The 16,323-nt window shown below is 66.4% G+C and carries 18 protein-coding genes; 6 read left to right on the top strand and 12 right to left on the bottom strand.

What is annotated here, in order from left to right; genetic code table 11:
• A partial coding sequence (locus AB0B89_RS27625) for a hypothetical protein (protein ID WP_358558664.1) occupies positions 1-245 on the bottom strand: 245 nt, incomplete at its 3' end.
• A gap of 1,487 nt (positions 246-1,732) precedes the next feature.
• Here AB0B89_RS27625 and AB0B89_RS27620 point away from each other — a divergent pair.
• On the top strand, positions 1,733-2,554 hold the full coding sequence (locus AB0B89_RS27620) for a helix-turn-helix transcriptional regulator (RefSeq protein WP_358558662.1): 822 nt from the start codon (positions 1,733-1,735) through the stop codon (positions 2,552-2,554).
• The gene (locus AB0B89_RS27615) at positions 2,545-2,757 is read left to right on the top strand and encodes a DUF397 domain-containing protein (protein ID WP_358558660.1); all 213 of its coding nucleotides are present in this window, start codon (positions 2,545-2,547) and stop codon (positions 2,755-2,757) included. Before AB0B89_RS27620 ends, AB0B89_RS27615 begins: the two co-directional genes overlap by 10 nt.
• Here the strand turns inward: AB0B89_RS27615 and AB0B89_RS27610 are convergent.
• The 8 genes from AB0B89_RS27610 to AB0B89_RS27575 all read right to left on the bottom strand — a co-directional run bounded on the left by AB0B89_RS27610 (position 2,754) and on the right by AB0B89_RS27575 (position 9,976).
• Positions 2,754-3,080, bottom strand: coding sequence for a hypothetical protein (locus tag AB0B89_RS27610; RefSeq protein WP_358558658.1), 327 nt, complete (start codon positions 3,078-3,080; stop codon positions 2,754-2,756). The two genes, AB0B89_RS27615 and AB0B89_RS27610, sit on opposite strands and share 4 nt — an antisense overlap.
• Positions 3,081-3,564: 484 nt before the next feature.
• On the bottom strand, positions 3,565-4,032 hold the full coding sequence (locus AB0B89_RS27605) for an NUDIX hydrolase (RefSeq protein ID WP_358558656.1): 468 nt from the start codon (positions 4,030-4,032) through the stop codon (positions 3,565-3,567).
• Positions 4,033-4,034: 2 nt separating this feature from the next.
• Positions 4,035-4,868, bottom strand: coding sequence for a protein phosphatase 2C domain-containing protein (locus tag AB0B89_RS27600; RefSeq protein WP_358558654.1), 834 nt, complete (start codon positions 4,866-4,868; stop codon positions 4,035-4,037).
• Between the two features lie 7 nt (positions 4,869-4,875).
• A complete protein-coding gene (locus AB0B89_RS27595; protein WP_358558652.1) occupies positions 4,876-5,865 on the bottom strand; it encodes a hypothetical protein in 990 nt (329 codons plus the stop codon).
• A gap of 2 nt (positions 5,866-5,867) precedes the next feature.
• Positions 5,868-6,620 carry a TauD/TfdA family dioxygenase gene (locus tag AB0B89_RS27590; RefSeq protein WP_358558650.1) on the bottom strand — a complete coding sequence of 251 codons (753 nt, stop codon included), beginning with the start codon at positions 6,618-6,620 and terminating at the stop codon, positions 5,868-5,870.
• A gap of 768 nt (positions 6,621-7,388) precedes the next feature.
• On the bottom strand, positions 7,389-8,471 hold the full coding sequence (locus AB0B89_RS27585) for a hypothetical protein (protein ID WP_358558649.1): 1,083 nt from the start codon (positions 8,469-8,471) through the stop codon (positions 7,389-7,391).
• Between the two features lie 96 nt (positions 8,472-8,567).
• Positions 8,568-8,891, bottom strand: a complete 324-nt coding sequence (locus AB0B89_RS27580) for a hypothetical protein (RefSeq protein WP_358558647.1) — start codon at positions 8,889-8,891, stop codon at positions 8,568-8,570.
• 293 nt (positions 8,892-9,184) lie between these two features.
• The gene (locus tag AB0B89_RS27575; RefSeq protein ID WP_358558645.1) at positions 9,185-9,976 is read right to left on the bottom strand and encodes a glycosyltransferase family 2 protein; all 792 of its coding nucleotides are present in this window, start codon (positions 9,974-9,976) and stop codon (positions 9,185-9,187) included.
• A gap of 256 nt (positions 9,977-10,232) precedes the next feature.
• On the opposite strand from AB0B89_RS27575, the gene AB0B89_RS27570 reads away from it, so the two are divergent.
• Both AB0B89_RS27570 and AB0B89_RS27565 read left to right on the top strand, forming a co-directional pair.
• A complete protein-coding gene (locus tag AB0B89_RS27570) occupies positions 10,233-11,021 on the top strand; it encodes a CPBP family intramembrane glutamic endopeptidase (RefSeq protein WP_358558643.1) in 789 nt (262 codons plus the stop codon).
• 193 nt (positions 11,022-11,214) lie between these two features.
• Positions 11,215-12,012, top strand: a complete 798-nt coding sequence (locus tag AB0B89_RS27565) for a polysaccharide deacetylase family protein (RefSeq protein ID WP_358558641.1) — start codon at positions 11,215-11,217, stop codon at positions 12,010-12,012.
• 137 nt (positions 12,013-12,149) lie between these two features.
• On the opposite strand, the gene AB0B89_RS27560 is transcribed toward AB0B89_RS27565, so the two are convergent.
• Positions 12,150-12,506, bottom strand: a complete 357-nt coding sequence (locus AB0B89_RS27560) for a nucleotide pyrophosphohydrolase (RefSeq protein ID WP_358558639.1) — start codon at positions 12,504-12,506, stop codon at positions 12,150-12,152.
• Between the two features lie 156 nt (positions 12,507-12,662).
• On the opposite strand from AB0B89_RS27560, the gene AB0B89_RS27555 reads away from it, so the two are divergent.
• Complete coding sequence (locus tag AB0B89_RS27555; protein WP_358558637.1) at positions 12,663-13,361, top strand: HNH endonuclease family protein; 699 nt, start codon at positions 12,663-12,665, stop codon at positions 13,359-13,361.
• A 160-nt stretch (positions 13,362-13,521) separates the two neighbouring features.
• On the opposite strand, the gene AB0B89_RS27550 is transcribed toward AB0B89_RS27555, so the two are convergent.
• Entirely contained in the window at positions 13,522-14,232 is a 711-nt protein-coding gene (locus AB0B89_RS27550; RefSeq protein WP_358558635.1) for a haloacid dehalogenase-like hydrolase, read from the bottom strand.
• A gap of 116 nt (positions 14,233-14,348) precedes the next feature.
• Complete coding sequence (locus AB0B89_RS27545; protein ID WP_358558633.1) at positions 14,349-14,657, bottom strand: hypothetical protein; 309 nt, start codon at positions 14,655-14,657, stop codon at positions 14,349-14,351.
• A 388-nt stretch (positions 14,658-15,045) separates the two neighbouring features.
• On the opposite strand from AB0B89_RS27545, the gene AB0B89_RS27540 reads away from it, so the two are divergent.
• Positions 15,046-16,323, top strand: a 1,278-nt coding sequence (locus tag AB0B89_RS27540) for a molybdopterin-dependent oxidoreductase (protein WP_358558631.1), incomplete at its 3' end; no start/stop codon positions are given.

The following is a 16,323-nucleotide window of genomic DNA, read 5'->3' as shown; positions in this document are numbered from 1 at the left end:
GATACGCACATTGCCGCCGTACCGGAGTCGCTTGCCGCTGGTCGCTTTCGGGGTGATGTCCATATAAGTAGTGTATTTTCAGGACTCACGAGATCGCCGACGACCAGGACCACGTCGTCGGCGAGCGCCGTCAGCGCCCAGATGGTGAGGATCTCGTTCACCAGGGCGCGGGTCTTGCCGATCATCGACAGGTCGGGCGGGAGGTCCCAGCAGACCGTACGCAGGCCGTCCGGGGCTTCGGTCATCAGGGCTCCTTGAGATGACGGTGAGATGGGGCGGGGCGGAGGGGGCGCGGGCCTGGCCCGGTCGGCCAGGGAACGAGAGGTCTTCTCCGCGACGAGGCGGGGACGGGACGATGCCTCCCGCTCCGCTTCGCGTATCAGGGCGCGCAGTTCGTCGGCGGTGCGTGCCTGCACGATGAGGGGTTCCGGTGCGGGCCAGGTCGCGATGGCGTAGAAGCGCCGCGCGCCCACGCCGTACCAGACCGCCCACCCGGGTTCGAGCTGGTCCAGTTGGTGGGCGGAGGCCCGTTTGGCCGCGTCCCATCGCCGAGGGAGCACCTGCGCCGGAGGCACGCTTCGCCGATGCCGACCGCCGCGCAGGGTCCGGGTGCCGGGCGCGCTCATGCCGCTTGTCCCGGGTATGGCCCACGCCCGCCGGCAGGGACGCGCGTGGTCGGCGGCCGTCCACGCGGGGACCGTACGCCTGCCGGTGGCACAGGATGCTCCTGCCTCCGGTGGTGTCCCGGGAAGCCGGCCGGGGACCGTCCGGCGGCGGCCAAGGGAGGCTCCGGCCGGAGGAGCGGGCGTACCGGCATCGCGATCGGCGGGCGGCCGCACATCCCGAGGCGCCGCCGCACGTTCATGCGTGCGTGGGTCTGCGCGGGGGTGGGCTGTTCCCAGTCGTGATGAGGCCGGTGGGGGAGGCTCGCCGCCTCGTGAGCGTACGGCGGGTGCCCGCACCAGCGGCAGCCGAGCGGCATCGGCGGGTGATCGGCGTGCCAGCGGACCCGGATCACTCGAACCTCCCTGGTGGAACGGCATCCTCTACTAGGCTTGTGCATCAGGTCGGACCTCCAGAGTCCGGTCAAGGGGCTTGTCCGGCCTGCCGTGCCGTGGCGAGCCCCGCCTCATGTACGGCGTGCGTTGCCGGTGGTCATCGGCGTGCGGTGCGGGTTGATCGTCGTGTTCCGGTAGGCATCCGTTCCCGACCGTGGCGTCCATGGGCGGGGCCCCCATCGCTCCGGTGGGTCCGCTCGCTCTGGCCGCCGCTTGGTCGGGCACCTCGCCGAGCGGCTTCCTGATTGGCGCCGGTACGGCGGGTCGTGGGACGGCGAAATCGGCGCCTTCGTACGGCGGGTGCGCGGCCCCCGGTTTCCCCTGTAGTTGGTAACCAGGTGCGGCTTGCCAGCCGGTGACAAGTCCGTCTCCGCCGGATACGAGGGCTATCCGCTAGGGATACGCCTGCTCGACGTCTCGATCTTCGATTTGCACCCCCTTATCCGGACATATCAAGCAATTCTTGCGACGCCATCGAATGGCACAAGTGCATATATAGGAGCGGGCCCTGCTAAGGGCTTCCGTGTTTCTCGGTGCTCTTCACAGGGTGACGGCAAACGGCTACCTTCTGCATCAGGAAATCGGGCACACCCCTGTGACACTTTTGTGCCGAGATCTGTGCCATTTCCGAGCCATTCCCGTCCTGGCCAGCCCCGCCGTCCGTCGGAGTTGAAATGTCCGTACGCTCATCCCATGACCCATCGGTCAAGTCGCTCGCCATTTTCGGTGCCGAACTCCGCAAATGCCGCATGCAGGCTAACGTCACCCAGGAACAGTTGGCGGAGGTAACGCAGTTCAGCAGAAGCCTGCTGGCCTTCGTCGAGCGAGGGGAACGCACCCCGAGCCGCAACCTGGCCCAACGGTGTGACGATGCCCTGGGGGCCGGCGGCGGTCTCATCCGTTTGTGGACCCGGCTGACCCGGGACACCAGCCCTCGGTGGTTTCGCGGCTGGCTCGAAATCGAACAGGAGGCTCACACGCTTCACACATGGCAACCGCTCGTCGTTCCAGGTCTGCTCCAGACGGAGGATTACTCGCGGACGATCATTCGCGGAGAAGCCGGGATAACCGCCGGACAAGTGGAGAAAGCCGTAATTGCCCGTTTGGAGCGGCAGCGGATCTTCGCTCGTGAGGCTCCGCCGATGCTCTGGGCTGTGATAGACGAGGGAGTGCTTCATCGGCCGGTGGGCGGAAACGAGGTCATGCGAAACCAGGTCCGTCGGCTCCTTGAAGCCGCCGAGTCGCCGCACGTCGGAATTCAAGTCGTTCCTACGGCTCTCGGGGTCACCACAGGGTTGCTCGGGGGATTTGTCATCGCGCAGATGCCCGATAGTCCGGATACCGTGTACATCGAATCCGCGACTCACGGGCAGGTGTCAAACAGTCCGGAAGACGTCAAGGTGATCCAGAGCAGTTATGACACCGTACGAGCTGAGGCCCAGCCCCAGCCTGGTTCGATCGAGTTGATCAGGGAGGCGGAGAAACTATGGACCTGAGTGATGAGCTGAAGAGCGCGGCCTGGCGCAAGGCCACCAAGAGCGGACCCAACCAGGGGGATTGCCTTGAGGTGGCTCCGCTGTCAGGTGGGCGGGTCGGGCTGCGGGACACCGAGGCACCCGACAAGGAGCCCTTCGTGGTGAGCGCCAGTGTCTGGGACGCCTTCATCGACGGAGCGAAGAAGGGTGAGTTCGACTTCTAGCCTCTCCTCCAGCAACACGAGGAGCCTTTGGCGGCGCCAGGGGCGCAAGGGCCGTACGTCCGCACACGCGATTGGGCGTCTAACGCCAGTTCGGAGTTGCCAACCAGTCTGCTGGTTGGCAACTCCGAACTCTTCGTACGGATGCGCTTGTCGCGCGTGATCACCACCAGTTCCCTGGCTGCCACCTCAGGAATCCAGTCGTCGTCCAGCGTGTCAAGAGGCACTTCGGGGATGAGCCGATGGTTGGTATGGATGACGTCCCGGCGAAGCAAGGCCAGCGCCCGGCCGACACCGAGGGAGGTTTCGTCAACGAAAAAGCGCACACTACGTGGGTCTGTGGGGGGCACGACTTTCCAGAAGGTCAGGCGCTGCGGCGCTTCTCGAACAAGACTGCGTCACGCACCTGTTCGGGCGACAGTTCGTAAAACTCGGAGATCAACTCTTCGGAGTCGCCCGCCCTGATCTGCTCGGCGATCACTTCGGTGGGGACGGAAGAAGGATTGCCTGCTGTACGTTTGGCGGGTTCTTGCGAGTGCGGGATGTCTTCGGGGGGCGCCAGGTGGTGAGGTCGTCGCCGCTGAGGTGCAGGCGGGCGCGGGTCTGGGTGAGGAAACCCTCGTAGACGTCCGCGGGGTTACCGTCGTACAGCGGGTCGAAGTCGTCGTGCCACTGGCGGACCCATGGCTGGACCTCGCGGAGGCCGGCGAGAAGCGGGGTCAGCCGGTCGGCCTTCCATCCGTGGTTCTGCTCCTGGTCGACGATCAGAGTGGAGGGGGCTTGATCCTGGCCGACTCCTCGGATCTGAAATCACCGTTTCGCGAGGAGACTCTGCCAGCTCTGGATCGTTCGCTTGTAAGGTTCCGGCATGTGCAGAGCAGGCACGTCGGCGTAGGCGAAGAGCCCGAGTCTCTTGTGTTCGTTGGAGCTGCGCACCTGTTCGTCGCCGTTGTAAGTCGCCCCGTAGCTGACAATGAACGTATGGCGCAGCGGGGTGATCTCGTAGACCCAGGTATCTACGATCTCCTCAACCGTCACGGTTATATTGAGCTCCTCGAACACCTCTCGGCAGACGCACACCTCCGGTGTCTCCCCAACTTCAAGCTTCCCGCCGGGGAGCTCCCACTCGTCGCGCTCGTTCATGAGCAGGGGGATCTTGCCGCCCATGTCGACGACAAGTTTCACGGATATCGGGAGCTGGTACTCGAAGTAGCCGGGGTTCCGCTCGACAAGGTACTCCGGCATGCCATTACTACGGAGGCGGTCCGGGCCGTCCATGTTCATCTCCTGCTTTCGTTTGCTAATAGGATGGCCGCCACGTCGTCAGAACTCTTGAACTTCGGGCCCGGCGGCATGCCAGCGGAATCCGCCTCGTACCGCCTGATCAGGGACGTGATCCTGCCGAGGCCCTCATGGCGGCCATGTTGGCCCAGCTCCTGCCAGTCCGCGAATATCCGATAATCAGCGACTGCTCGGGCGAAGCCGTCGGTACAGATCAGCACAGTTTCCGCCTCAGTTAAGGGAACAGTCTCCCGATGAACTCTGAAGACCGCTTCGGGGTGGCCCGAGAAAACAGACTCCGCGTGGACTCCCTTGATGTACTCAGTGCGCCGGGCGAATATCCCGGCCATAATCGCCCGCCTGGTCTGCAGGGCCGTCCGTGACTGCTCGACTGCTTGTGCCTCGCGCGCGTCGAAGAAGTCCGTACTGACCTCCCTGGTGACGCGGTCTCCCCGATAAGTGACTAGAGTGGAGTCACCGATCCGGCCTACTTCCACGGAATCGGCGTCAAAGGCGGCCAGGCCGATCGAGCAGCAGGGATGGTTGCGCAGCTCATCAGTGGCCAGAGAGGCAAGCTCGGAACGTACCATCTCGCCCAGACGGTCGAAGACCTCGGCGACCATAGTGAACTTATTCACTGCTCCGAGGTCGTGCAAGCTTTGGTCGACGAGTTGCACCAGCCACTGGACATTCGAGATGCCGGGCAGGGTTCTCTCGTTGCTGAAGTCCGTCGCACCGTCGATCACCCAGGCCAGATTGCCTGATGCGCCCACCCTGTCCTCGGTCGGCTTTGTTAGGGAACCGGGGCTGTCTGTGATATCCAGAACCTTCACAGTGGTGTCACCGTCCGAAGATATGGGGAATCAATATCAGGGCCAGGCCTGCGGCGAAGGAGACCAGCACGCGCCACAGTGAGCGGGCCGCCATCAGTGAAAACGTCGAGAACACGATGACGACTGCCCCGGCCATCACCTCTATGAGCAGGATGCCGTCGGCAGGCTTACTCTGGCTTGCGATGTTCGCCCCGGCGGCGATGAGCGCGACCACGGCTGCGAGCAGTCCCAGAAGCTGTAGTTGCTGGTTCTTGAACTCCGTCAGCTCCCGCTTGTTGCTCTCCTGCATCTCATGCCAACGTGCCTGCTGCTCCACCATGTCGATGCGCATTCGTGTGGTCTGGTACTGCACCAGTCGCCTGTGGTAATCGCGGCTCCGACGAGGCTCCAGTTCTATGGCCCGAGTGAGGGATATGCGCGCGGAGTCGAACTCATGCCGAAGTGTAAGAATGCGTGCTTTTGTCTCGTGATAGTGTGCGATCCGCCCATTGGTTGACGTTATGGCCACGTCAGCGCAACGCTCCGCTTCTTCGACCTCATTGATCGTCGGAGGCTCCGCTCTTCGCTCAAGGTATTCTGCCATGAAGGCGGCCACCTGATGTACGACCCCGGCGACGTCCGGCATGTCTCCTGCTGCGCGACGTGAATATTCGACAGCCTTTCTGAGACTCGCCACATCTCCCCGGTTACGCTCTATTATCGCGAGGAAGGTGGGGAAATATAGCTCTTTATCGAATCGCTTGGCATAACGCACGACAGTGTGCTCGTATTCGCTGTGGCGTTCCTCTCTGCGCAATCGGAGCAGCACCCCGTATAACGCGCAGAAGCGGATCGAGTGCTCAACCCTGGGCAGTTGCAGGATGCCCTGGAGCGTCTCCTCCGGGTCGGGGATCCGCTCGATGACATCCCGAATGGCCTGGGGAAACTCCGGAGACCTCTGTTCCGGCAGGGCTTTGAGGTGCTGAATCACCTCGGTGAACCGTCTCGACTCGCGCAAGCTCAGCCCCTGGTCTCGCCGGTGCGGTGCTCTGCCCGTAAGTGAAAGCCGTCGTTCAGATAGGCGTATTCTGACGACCCTGCAACGGTGGCCAGCACTCTGAGTGCTCTGCGATCTCCGCTGAATGACCGTCGGCCGTGCAGGACCCGCAGGTTGTGAATCAGATAGCCCTGGCCTGGGGCGAAGACGTGATCAGCCGGTGCCGGCATCTCGCGTAGCAGGTTCAGCAGGGGCTTCGCCCGGACCGTCGCAGCATGGGGGCGTGCCAGCGCATCGTTTCTGTACCTGATGCGCCAGAGCTCGGAGCCGCGCGAGACCTTGATGACAGGAAGCCACGGATGTCCTGGCGCGAGCAGGACAACGTTGTCAAGGTTGGTGAGCAGCTGCTTCTCTCTGGCTCTCCTGATTACGCGGGCGCCGTCCAGGAGGAGAGACTCCCCTCCTTCGCATGCAAGCGCCGTGTAGAGGCAGCCCACTATGGTCGGTTGGACGCTGGCATGAGCGCGGTCGGTGTGCAATGGCAGAGATTGGTTTGTGAAGCCTTTGCCGTTCTTGTCTTCGACGCCTGTGGGTTCGATCACGGTGATGCCAGGGCTGCTTTCATGCGGATGTGGATACGGCACGGTCCAATCACGCAAAAAGGACCTGACCTCTTCTATGGTGGCTTGATCGAAAAATAGGACGCCACGCAAAGCCAGTCCTTTTTTGGCTTCGGCTGTGCTGAGTTGTCGCCCGGTGGCCGTCACCAGTCTCATGCCGTAACCTTCGCCGTGGGGGAGATCCGGTTAGGTGGAGCCATGTCAAGTAGACCCCACATGCAGTCGCCTTTCTAGAGCAGGAAGGCGGTAGAGGGTGCATTGTCGGAATTATGCGTCCCCGTGGGTGCGGGTGTGCTTCGGAGGGCGCCAGGTGGTGAGGTCGTCGCCGCTGAGGTGCAGGCGGGCGCGGGTCTGGGTGAGGAAACCCTCGTAGACGTCCGCGGGGTTACCGTCGTACAGCGGGTCGAAGTCGTCGTGCCACTGGCGGACCCATGGCTGGACCTCGCAGAGGCCGGCGAGGAAAGCGGGGTCAGCCGGTCCGCTGACGGCCTTCTGCAGGAGCGACTTGAGCTGCTTGGCCGTGAAGTCGGCAAAGTGTGGCGGATTGTCGAAATAGCGGCCACGAACAGGTCGACCTCGCGGACGGGACCGGCGTTGGCGGTGAAGGTGAAATTGGACCAGGCGCGGTACGGCTCGGCATCGGGGAGTAGCGTACGGACGTGTTCGAGTGCTTCGCGCTCATGCTGATACTGGGAAGGCGTGATCGTCGTCCAACGGCCTTCTCGCACGTGCGTATCTCCAGTGCAGTGGGGGCTGCTGCGTGGTTCCGAGCCAGCATAGATCGCCAAATGCCGGGGTCGCGAGGGCTCCGATAACAGGCCGCTCACAATAGAGCGGGTGCCGAAACGCGATCCTCCCGGTTGCGTTTCGGGGCCTGGCCATATCCATGTCCGAAATGTTATGATTTACAGAATTTGGCGGGTTTTATCCGGGTGTTGCCTCGCTGAAGGCGGGGTAGCCGGGCAGCGGAGATACGTTCCACTCCTCCGCCACTTTCGCGAGGAGTAGCCGCATGGTCTCCGCGAACGCGGGGAAGTCGTCCAGCGTGCTCGCCATCTCCCAGCGGTGCCGCAGGAGCTGGCGCATCGTCGGCGCGGGGCGCCGGGTGCGGTGCAGCGGTTTGTCCTCCGCGGTGCGCGGGAGCAGCCGTACCGTCGCCTCCACCGTCCAGACGGCGATCGCCTCGCGTACCCCGGCCCGCCACACGGCGTCATCGGCCAGCGCCGGGTACGTATCGACGACCTCGGCGCGGTAGGCCTGCTCGATCTCCTCCGCCAACCCGGCAGGCAGCACGAAGACGCACCAGCAACTGGAGAAGGGCATCCGGCAGTACGCGGCCGTCATGAAGACCGACTGGAAGCACGCGCCCTCGAAGTCGAGCAGCCGCAGGCCGTCCGGGGTGAGCAGGTTGTTGTCGGGACAGGTGTCGCCCGGGGTGAACGCCGGATACCTCTCCCCACCTGCCGTCCCGATGCCCGCCAGCTCCTCGGGCAGCCCCGGCGGCACCGCGATGCCGGCCGCCGTCAGCAGAGTGAGCAGCTCGGCGGCGTTCCGCGCGATCCACGGGTCGTCTCCCCAGGACGGCATGCCCTTGTCGTACATGGTCCACATGCGTGCGAGGTCCGCACGTCGACGCACCGACCCGGCGGCCAGCCGCCCGAGCCCCCGCGCCCACGCGAGCAGTCCGTCCACGGCCGCCTTGGGATCGTCCCCCAGCAGTACGTCCGCCAGCGTCGGCGCGTCACCGAGATCCTTCATCACCACCAGGGGGACGGAGGCGTCCACACCCAGCAGCTCAGGACCGGCCAGCCGCAGCGAAAGCCCGGCCGCCTCGCCCGTGAAGGCACGCAGCGCCTCCGGCTCGCTGGTGAACGCCTTGACGATGACGCTTCCCCCTGCGGCCGTACGGCACCGCAGGACGGTACTGCGCGAGCTCCCTCCAAGGTCGATCGGATCAAAAATCTCGACACCGGCCACATCACTCGCAGCCCGAAGAATCGCCTCCACCCCGGCATCCTGACACCACCACACCGACCGGCGCCTCTCCTTAATTCCACCGGCCGCGGCTTCCCTGCCGGGGTCGAGGGACGCCGGTGGTCGTTGTCATGTCTCGGGCGCCCGTGCCGCGTCCATGAGGTCGGTGAGGCTCGGCGGTTCCGGCCTCCACCACCTCGCGGGCAGCTTGATCAGGCCTTGGAGTACGGCGGCCGCGCCGGCGCCGGGGGCGACGAAGTGCTCCGGTGACAGGGTCGAAGGCGGGTCGACGAGCAGGCGCACGGAACCGGCCAGCAGCACCAGCCAGCCGACCATCATGACGAGCTGGCGTAGCAGGCCCGACATCTGCCTGAGCAGGCCGGTCGTCGCCCTGACGACCTTGGATGCCTCCTCCAGCCTGCGCACCAGCCTCGGCTGCCTCGATCTGACCATGCGACCCACCCCCCACCAAAATGATCTTTGATCCCTTTGGCGGGCTCGCTAGCGCAAGCAATATCAACTTCTCGAAGGTCTCGCAACCGAATGCGCGCGTCGTGGCCAACTCTTCGAAGAGGAGTTCGAATCCGCTCGTACCTCTTTGCCGTCTCCGGCACGAGTTCATCCTCAGCGCTCCGTCGGCGCTCCGCTCGGCGCGGGTGTCCGCCGGTACGGCCGGTGGGTGCTCCGGACTACCGGCCGGGGCCGTGATTTCGTGTGCCCCGTCAGGCAAGACGGCGGCCGGAAGGTCAGGCGGGGGCGTGCTCGGAGATGGTGCCGACCGGCCGGCTCTGGTCGGTGGTCGCATGGCGGGTGCGCTCGCGCAGGATGGTCTTCAGCACGCGCCAGCCGTCGCGTACGGCGCGCAGGTTGCTGGTGCCGTGAATGCGGCAGTGCTCGTGGCTCGGGATCTCGTGGACGACCAGACCCGCCTGGGCCGCCCGTACGTTCATGAGCGTCTCGATCTCGAAGCCGTCGCAGTCGAGGGCCAGCGCGTCGAGGTGGCGGGCCCAGAAGGCGTTGTATCCGTAACAGAGATCGGTGTAGCGGGTGCCGTACAGCGCGTTGGTCAGCGTGGTCAGCACCGTGTTGCCGAGGGAGCGGGTGAAGCTGATGTCGTCCGATCCCGCGCCGGACGCGAAGCGCGAGCCCTTGGCGAAGTCGGCCCCGGCGACCAGCGCGGACACGAAGCGGATGATCTCGCGTCCGTCCGTGGACCCGTCCGCGTCGATCATGACGATGATGTCGCCGGTCGCCGCCGAGAAGCCCTCGGTGAGCGCGTTGCCCTTGCCCCTGCCGGTCTGCGTGACGACGCGCAGATCCGGACGCAGGGCCCTCGCGACGGCCACCGTCTCGTCAGAGGAGTTGCCGTCGACCAGGACCACCTCGTCGATCCAGTGCGGCAGGGTCGCGAACACGTGCGGCAGGTTCTCGGCCTCGTTCATCGCGGGAACCACCACGCTGACCGTGGCTCCGATGGCCAGGTCGTCGCTGACCCGGGTGTACTTTCCCTGGGGCGAGGTGATTCCGGACGTCGTCATGCGCCCAGCGTGAACGCACCCGCCTGCACGTGACTTGACGAGTCCTTGCAGGACCATGACCATCTTCTTTTCAGTTGGCTGTCAAATAGGCCATCGGACGTGCCGTTAAGGCGTGACCGGGCTCTGGACCTGGGCCTTCGCGCTCGACGGTTTCGGGTGGGTGTCCGGCCGCGGCCTCACGCACGCTGCCGGAGGGTTATCCACAGGGAGGTCGTGACGACTTCGCGGTGCCCCGGCTCGGGTCTACTCTGCGGGCATGCGCGACTCTCCGCCCTCGCCGACCGTCGGCACGCGGGCGTTCACTCCCCGGCTCATCGGTGCCGAGATCATCGTCGTCTTCGCCGTGTCGCTGGGGGCCAGCGCCCTTCAGTCACTGGTCTCACTCATCGGGTCGCTGACCGCTCCCGATGCGCTGAAGGGGCAGCACGCCGTCCTCGTCGGCACGAGGGCGCCGGGGCGGCCCTGGCTCGACCTGACGCTCCAGCTTGTCGGCATCACCGTGTCCGTCGCTCCCGTCGCCCTGGTGGCCTACCTCCTCGCGCGGTCAGGCGAGTCGCTGCGCGCGATCGGTGTCGACCGGCGAGAGCCCGGGCGTGACCTGCTGCGGGGCGCGGTGCTGGCGGCCGTGGTCGGTGGCACCGGGCTGGCCTTCTACCTGGCGGCGTTCCACGCGGGCATCAACCTCGACGTCGTGCCCGACCGGCTTCCCGACACCTGGTGGCGGGTTCCCGTGCTGCTCCTGGCCGCTCTACAGAACGCCGTCCTCGAAGAGGTGATCGTCAGCGGCTATCTCCTGCATCGGCTGTCCCAGCTCGGCTGGAGACCGTGGCGTGCCGTGGCGGTGTCGGCGCTGCTCCGTGGGTCGTACCACCTCTACCAGGGTTTCGGCGGCTTCATCGGCAACCTTGTGATGGGCCTGCTGTTCGGTCGGCTCTACCAGAGGTGGGGGCGGGCGATGCCATTGATCGTCGCGCACACCCTGATCGACGCGGTCGCCTTCGTCGGGTACGGCATCCTGCGCGGCCGAGTGACGTGGTTACCCTGACCCGACCCGCCCGCACCACCGCATGGTGGTGCCGCGACCGGTTCCGTCGGAGGTGCCGCATGGCTGCCACGTTCGGTTTCATCGCTAATGCCGCATGGCCGCCATGACCGATGCTGCCGGTTATACCGCATGGTTACCGTCATCGCTCCTGTCGGTCAGTCAAATCACGGAGGCACATGGGTAGCGTGAGATTGTGGAGGAAAGCGAGGTCGGCCGTCGCCGGGCGCTGTGGGCTCTGGGTGCTTTGACGCTGGCGTCCCTGGTGGTGGGCGACTCCGTCCGCTCGTCCCCACGGGCGCCGGACGCCGCACCGGCACGAGCGCGAACGGTGGTCCACCCGCCGGTCGCCCCTCCGCACGCGGGGTGGACGCCCGTCAGGCTGAGGGCCCGGCACCAGCCCGTCCACAGCCTGCGCGACCTGACCCCCGCGGCGCCGGGGAACGCCATCGCGCTCACGATCGACGACGGGCCCCATCCTGAGTGGACGCCGAAGATGCTCGACCTCCTCGCGGAGCACGAGATACGGGCGACGTTCTCCCTCATCGGCATCCAGGTGAAGCGGTTCCCCCGTCTGGCCGAGCGCATCGTCCAGGCAGGGCACCAGCTGTGCAACCACACGATGCACCATCCGATCCCGTTCAACCGGTTGCCCGCCAAGCGGATCACCGCCGAGATCGTGGAGGCGCAGGGGCGCATCTCGGACGCCACGGGGGTCGCCGCCAGGTTCTTCCGGTCCCCCGGAGGTTCGTGGTCCAGCCGGGTGGTCCACACGGCCGACGACCACGGCATGATCCCCATCGATTGGGACATCGACCCCCGCGACTGGTCCCGTCCCGGCACCCGCCGCATCGCCCAGAGCATGCTGGCGTGCCGGCCGGGCGCCATCCTGCTGTGCCATGACGGCGGCGGCGACCGTTCCGAGACACTCAGGGCACTGCACACGGTCATCCCCCGCCTCAAGCACCGCGGGTTGACCTTCGTCTCCCTCTGAACGCGTCGACGGGCGCGACGCTCGGACCGGTCCCTCTGAACGCGTCGCCGGGAGCAGTGCTAGGACCGGTCCCTCTGAACGCATCGGCGGGGGCAATGCTCGGACCGGGCATCAGCGGGCGACGACTCGACCGGCCGTCATGAAGGCAGTGGGGGTGCCTTGCGGGCGGAGCCTCGGTAGAGGTCGGGATCGTAGCGGCGTTCGTTCTCATCCAGCTTGGCGTGGGCGGTCTCCACCAGATCGACGTGCAGCACGTCGGCGAGCCGCACGAGGTAGTTCGTCACGTCGCCGAGCTCCGAACGCACCCGGGCGAGTGTCTGCTCGTCGAGGTTCGCCGCCTCGGCGGGCGTCAGCCACTGGAACTCGGCGACCAGCTCCCCGACCTCGCCCGCCAGAGCCATCGCCAGGTTCTTCGGCGTGTGGAACTGCTCCCAGTCGCGCTCCCGCGCGAACTCACCCAACCGGGCCGCCAGCCGCTCCACCTTGTCCGTCACGCCTCACGACCTTACCCGGGTACGATCGCCAGGCCCTGGCATGTCCACCCCTGGCCGGCCCGGTGTCAATGAACAGATTTATGGGGATTGATAGACCGAGTTATACCCGTACATGCCCGGGAGGCGGCGCTGAGCACGCGCGGGACGGTTGCTGTGATGGCGGGGGCCATAATGATCGTCTCCCTCGCCGCCCGTGAGAACACCCACAGCCCTACGCAGGTCGTCGAGCGGGCGAGCCCGTTGCGCAACCCGGACGGGACGAAGCCGGGACTGGTGCCCATCACCTCCCATCCGGACCGGGCGATGGCCATCAAGCTGATCAAGAAGCTGCGCGTCAGGCCCCGAGGCTCCAAGCAGGGCTACACGCGCGCCCGGTTCGGCGAGAACTGGGCGGACACCGCCAAGGGCATCCCGTACGCCCGCAACGGGTGCCGTACCCGTGACGACCTGCTGGCGCGGGACGGCGAGCGTCTCAGATACCGCAGCGGATCGCACTGCGTCGTCGTCGCGATGACGCTGGAGGACCCGTACACGGGCAGGACCATCCGATGGCGCAAGCGCGACGCCGACCGGGTGCAGGTCGACCACGTGGTGCCGCTGTCGTACGAGTGGCAGATGGGCGCCTCGAAGTGGAAGAAGGCCAAACGCGTACGGATCGCCAATGACCCCCTCAACCTCATCCCGGTCTACGGCCCCGTCAACGAGGCCAAGGGCGGCGCGGGGCCCGCGTCCTGGCTCCCCCCGGTGCGCAGGATCCGCTGTGCGTACGTCGCCCGCTTCGCGCAGGTCGCGGTGAAGTACCACCTTCCGGTAACGAAGGCGGACAAGGCCTCGATGCTTGCCCAGTGCCGCTGATGGCGCGGCAATGACATGGATATGGCGATTTCTGCCATCAGGGCGCGCGCGGTCGCGAGTAATGATCAAAGTGAGGGGGATTTCCGGGCAGCGGTCCCGGGGCGCCGGGTTTCACGATCATTTGGGTCGATGATCAAATTACGCGGCCTGCGAAAAGGATCTAGGAATCGGTGGTCGCGAGGATCGCGCGGACCACTTCCTCCGTGTCGGAAAGATCGTCGAGGACGAGCTCCGCGCCGGCGTCGCGCAGCGTCTCGCGGTCGCTCGCCCCTGTCGCGACCGCCACGACACGGGCGCCGCCCAGGTGGCCGGCCCGTACGTCGTGGCGGGTGTCGCCGATCAGGACGGTGCTCGCCGCGCCGAACGCCTGACCGTACTTGCCGGTCGCCCGGCCCTGCGCCAGCCTTACGAGCTCGGGGCGCTCCTCATGGTCCATGCCGTAGGCACCGACCTCGAAGTCCATGAAACGGTCGAGATCGAGGGCGGCGAGCTTGCCGATCGCGATCGGCTCCATGTTTCCCGTGAGCACCGACTGGACCACGTCGTCACGGCGGGACAGTGCTTCGAGCGCCTCCCGCGCGCCGGGCAGGACCCGGCCGTGCTCCCTGACGGCCGCCTCGTAGGCCGTGAACGCCTCCGCCAGCGCCGCGCCGAAGGAGTCGAGCAGGTCGTCGGACGCCTCGATGCCGTGCATGCGCAACGTCTCCACGGTGATCGCCCAGTCGGTGCGGCCGGCCATGTCGGCGACATGCTCCAGGGGCCGCCTGACGATCACTTCGAAGGCGTCGGCATACGCTTGGCGACCCGCGCCGGCGGCGTTGATGAGGGTGTGGTCGATATCCCACAGGACGAGGGTGCGCGGCAGGCTCACGGCCCGAGCATACGGAGCGGCTCCGGCCCCGGCTCTCGTCCCGCCACACCCTGTGGAAAACCGGACCGCGCCTCGCCCGGCTCCCCACCCGAGGCGTCGAGGCGCGTGTCGCGTGATCAGAGCCGAACCGGCTCGCGGCGGTGCTGCGGTTCCATCGCGGCCTGGCCGGAATGCGAGGCCTCCTGCGCGGGGGCTCCCTGCGCCGGGGCTCCCTGCCTCGGGGCGGCGCCCGACATCTGGCGTACCGCGTCCTCCAGTTCCTCGGCGGTCTCGGCCTCCGCGAGCCGCGCGCCGGCCGGAGCGGCCGTACGCGGCATGGCCCAGAACCGCCGGGTGTGCTGGCCGTACCAGACCGTCCATCCGGGCAGCCGCGCCGCCAGCTCCCGCGCTGCGGCCTTTCCCTCGGTGACCTCGTTCGTCGTCATCACGACCTTCTTCCCATGCTCTCAAAACCCGTTCTCATCTGCCCGGACGGCTGCTCACGGCCCCGGCATGCCAGGAGCGGCGAGCGCCGTTCGACGGGCGCCTGTCTTCCCTTTCGGACGGTGGATCGGTCAGTTCGAACCAGACCGCACTGCCCTCAATATCGCGATAGAAACCCCCAGCCTCCAACGGTACGGGACGAAAGCCATATTTGGTCATGAAAACGTTCCCCGATGAGGGACGAAGCCGTTTATTGATCTTGATAAGCCATTTCTGGCCCATGCCGCACCCAAGACCCGTATCAACCCCCTAGGAGCCTAATTCCTGGGGTTCCCCTTGTCTCCGGCGGCCGCGCATGATGATTCCATTCGACGATCTACAGGAGTGCCGATGAGAACCGTGCACCGGACCTGTCCCCTCTGCGACGCCGTCTGCGGCCTGCGGCTCACACTCGACGACACCGGGCACGTCACCTCGGTCAAGGGCGACCCGGACGATCCCTTCTCCAAGGGCTTCATCTGCCCCAAAGGGGCCAGCCTCGGCCGCCTCGACGAGGACCCCGACCGGCTCCGCACCCCGCTGGTGCGCAGGGACGGCGAATGGCACGAGGTCACCTGGGACGAGGCGTTCCAGGAGGTCGAGCGGGGCCTCAAGAACGTCATCGACACCTACGGACGCGATGCCGTGGCCGCCTACTTCGGCAACCCGACCTTCCACACCATGGCCGGCTTCATGTACCGGATGCCGCTCAGCCAGTCGCTCGGCACCCGCAACATCTACTCCGCCGGCACCATCGACCAGATGCCGAAGCACGTCTCCTGCGGCTATATGTTCGGCAACGCGATGGCCTTCCCGGTGCCCGACCTGGACCGCACGGACTACCTGCTGGTGCTCGGCGCCAACCCCGCGGAGTCCAACGGCTCGCTGTGCGCGGCCCCCGACTTCCCCGGCCGGCTCAAGGCGCTGCGCAAGCGCGGCGGCAAGCTCGTGGTCGTCGACCCGCGCCGCACCCGTACCGCCGACCTCGCCGACGAGCACCTGTTCGTACGGCCCGGCACCGACGCCTTCCTGCTGTTCGGCATCGTCCAGACCCTCCTCGCGGAGAACCTCACCTCCATCGACCTTGAGGTGGAAGGGCTGGAGGACCTCCGGCGGCTGGCGCAGGACTTCACCCCGCAGATCGTGTCACCGGTGTGCGGCGTGCCGGTCGAGACGATCGTACGGCTGGCGCGGGAACTGGCGGCGGCCCCGACGGCCGCCGTGTACTCCCGCATCGGCGCCAGCACCGTCGAGTTCGGCACCGCGGCGCAGTGGCTCGTCGACACGATCAACATCCTGACCGGGAACCTCGACCGGCCCGGCGGGGTCATGTTCACCAAGACCGCCACCGTCGACCTCTTCCGCCCGTCCGAGCCCTACAGCACCGGGCACTTCCACAGCCGCGTGCGGGAGCTGCCGGAGTCGAACGGGGAACTGCCGGTGGCCACCCTCGCCGACGAGATCGAGACGCCGGGGGAGGGGCAGGTCAGGGCCCTTGTGTCGATAGCCGGCAACCTGGTGCTGTCGGCGCCAGGCGGTCCCCGGCTGGAGCGGGCCCTTGAGAGCCTGGACTTCATGGTCTGCGTGGACCCCTACCTCAACGAGACCACCCGGCACGCGAACGTCATC

The sequence above is a fragment of the Sphaerisporangium sp. NPDC049002 genome (genome assembly GCF_040649355.1).
Classification (GTDB): domain Bacteria; phylum Actinomycetota; class Actinomycetes; order Streptosporangiales; family Streptosporangiaceae; genus Sphaerisporangium.
Note: the sequence above shows the minus strand (reverse complement) of the source record. Positions and strands in the feature narration are given on the sequence as shown.

Excerpts from the sequence above, each read along its gene's own strand:
- AB0B89_RS27620 (WP_358558662.1), top strand. The coding sequence starts at position 1,733 with ATGTCCGTACGCTCATCCCATGACCCATCGGTCAAGTCGCTCGCCATT.
- AB0B89_RS27570 (WP_358558643.1), top strand. The coding sequence starts at position 10,233 with ATGCGCGACTCTCCGCCCTCGCCGACCGTCGGCACGCGGGCGTTCACT.
- AB0B89_RS27590 (WP_358558650.1), bottom strand. The coding sequence starts at position 6,620 with ATGAGACTGGTGACGGCCACCGGGCGACAACTCAGCACAGCCGAAGCC.
- AB0B89_RS27615 (WP_358558660.1), top strand. The coding sequence starts at position 2,545 with ATGGACCTGAGTGATGAGCTGAAGAGCGCGGCCTGGCGCAAGGCCACC.
- AB0B89_RS27575 (WP_358558645.1), bottom strand. The coding sequence starts at position 9,976 with ATGACGACGTCCGGAATCACCTCGCCCCAGGGAAAGTACACCCGGGTC.
- AB0B89_RS27605 (WP_358558656.1), bottom strand. The coding sequence starts at position 4,032 with ATGGACGGCCCGGACCGCCTCCGTAGTAATGGCATGCCGGAGTACCTT.
- AB0B89_RS27545 (WP_358558633.1), bottom strand. The coding sequence starts at position 14,657 with ATGACGACGAACGAGGTCACCGAGGGAAAGGCCGCAGCGCGGGAGCTG.
- AB0B89_RS27555 (WP_358558637.1), top strand. The coding sequence starts at position 12,663 with ATGGCGGGGGCCATAATGATCGTCTCCCTCGCCGCCCGTGAGAACACC.
- AB0B89_RS27580 (WP_358558647.1), bottom strand. The coding sequence starts at position 8,891 with ATGGTCAGATCGAGGCAGCCGAGGCTGGTGCGCAGGCTGGAGGAGGCA.